The organism is Bradyrhizobium sp. AUGA SZCCT0431 (genome assembly GCF_018131065.1).
Taxonomy (GTDB): Bacteria; Pseudomonadota; Alphaproteobacteria; order Rhizobiales; family Xanthobacteraceae; genus Bradyrhizobium.
Genome location: NZ_JAFCLR010000094.1, coordinates 1 through 2,147, shown reverse-complemented (window position 1 = coordinate 2,147; position 2,147 = coordinate 1). Strand labels below are relative to the sequence as shown.

Here is a 2,147-nt window from a genome sequence, read left to right as displayed (position 1 = left end):
GCCGGACTCAGCTTCAATGCGGACGGCAGCTACAGCTTCGACGCCTCGAGCTATGACGCGCTCAACGCCGGCGAGGAGCTGGTGCTCACCATCGCCTTCACCGCGACCGATGAGAACGCCGCGACCTCGGCATCCGCCAATCTGGTGATCACCATCACCGGCACCAACGACACCCCGGTTGCCACTGCGGCCGTTGCCGCGGTCGCCGAGGACGCCGGCATCTCCGGCAACGTCTCGGCGACCGACGCCGACACGGGCGAGACCGCGGCCCTGACCTATGCGCTGGTCGATCCGGCGCCGGCCGGCCTGAGCTTCAATGCGGACGGCAGCTACAGCTTCGACGCGTCGAGCTATGATGCGCTGAACGCCGGCGAGGAACTGGTCCTCACCGTCGCCTTCACCGCGACCGATGAGAACGCCGCCACCTCGGCACCGGCCAACCTGGTGATCACCATCACCGGCACCAACGACACCCCGGTTGCCGCTGCGGCGGTTGCCGCGGTCACTGAGGATGCCGGCATCTCCGGCAATGTCTCGGCCACCGACGCCGACACGGGCGAGACCGCGACGCTGACCTATGCGCTGGTCGATCCGGCGCCGGCCGGCCTGAGCTTCAATGCGGACGGCAGCTACAGCTTCGACGCGTCGAGCTATGATGCGCTGAACGCCGGCGAGGAGCTGGTGCTCACCATAGCCTTCACCGCGACCGATGAGAACGCCGCCACCTCGGCACCGGCCAACCTGGTGATCACCGTCACCGGCACCAACGACACCCCGGTTGCCGCTGCGGCCGTTGCCGCGGTCGCCGAGGACGCCGGCATCTCCGGCAACGTCTCGGCCACCGACGCGGATGCCGGCGAGACCGCGACGCTGACCTACGCGCTGGTCGATCCGGCGCCGGCCGGCCTGAGCTTCAATGCGGACGGCAGCTACAGCTTTGACGCGTCGAGCTACGATGCGCTGAACGCCGGTGAGGAGCTGGTGCTCACCATAGCCTTCACCGCGACCGATGAGAACGCCGCCACCTCGGCATCCGCCAACCTGGTGATCACCGTCACCGGCACCAACGACATCCCGGTTGCCACTGCGGCGGTTGCCGCGGTCACTGAGGATGCCGGCATCTCCGGCAACGTCTCGGCCACCGATGCGGATGCCGGCGAGACCGCGACGCTGACCTATGCGCTGGTCGATCCGGCGCCGGCCGGACTCATCTTCAATGCGGACGGCAGCTACAGCTTCGACGCGTCGAGCTATGATGCGCTGAACGCCGGCGAGGAGCTGGTGCTCACCATAGCCTTCACCGCGACCGATGAGAACGCCGCGACCTCGGCATCCGCCAATCTGGTGATCACCATCACCGGCACCAACGACACCCCGGTTGCCACTGCGGCCGTTGCCGCGGTCGCCGAGGACGCCGGCATCTCCGGCAACGTCTCGGCGACCGACGCCGATGCCGGCGAGACCGCGGCCCTGACCTACGCGCTGGTCGATCCGGCGCCGGCCGGCCTCAGCTTCAATGCGGACGGCAGCTACAGCTTCGACGCCTCGAGCTATGACGCGCTCAACGCCGGCGAGGAGCTGGTGCTCACCATAGCCTTCACCGCGACCGACGAGAACGCCGCCACTTCGGCACCGGCCAACCTGGTGATCACCGTCACCGGCACCAACGACACCCCGGTCGCCACCGCGGCGGTTGCCGCGGTCACCGAGGATGCCGGCATCTCCGGCAACGTCTCGGCGACCGACGCCGATGCCGGCGAGACCGCGGCCCTGACCTACGCGCTGGTCGATCCGGCGCCGGCCGGCCTCAGCTTCAATGCGGACGGCAGCTACAGCTTCGACGCCTCGAGCTATGACGCGCTCAACGCCGGCGAGGAGCTGGTGCTCACCATAGCCTTCACCGCGACCGACGAGAACGCCGCCACCTCGGCACCGGCCAACCTGGTGATCACCGTCACCGGCACCAACGACACCCCGGTCGCCACCGCGGCGGTTGCCGCGGTCACCGAGGACGCCGGCGTCTCCGGCAATGTCTCGGCGACCGACGCCGATGCCGGCGAGACCGCAACGCTGACCTACGCGCTGGTCGATCCGGCGCCGGCCGGCCTCAGCTTCAATGCGGACGGCAGCTACAGCTTCGACGCCTC

At 69.0% G+C, this 2,147-nt stretch carries 1 protein-coding gene; it reads left to right on the top strand.

The genetic code is table 11. The features are described from left to right. Nucleotides 1-2,147 (top strand): VCBS domain-containing protein (locus JQ567_RS37880; protein WP_212443529.1); only part of this gene is annotated, 2,147 nt, incomplete at both ends.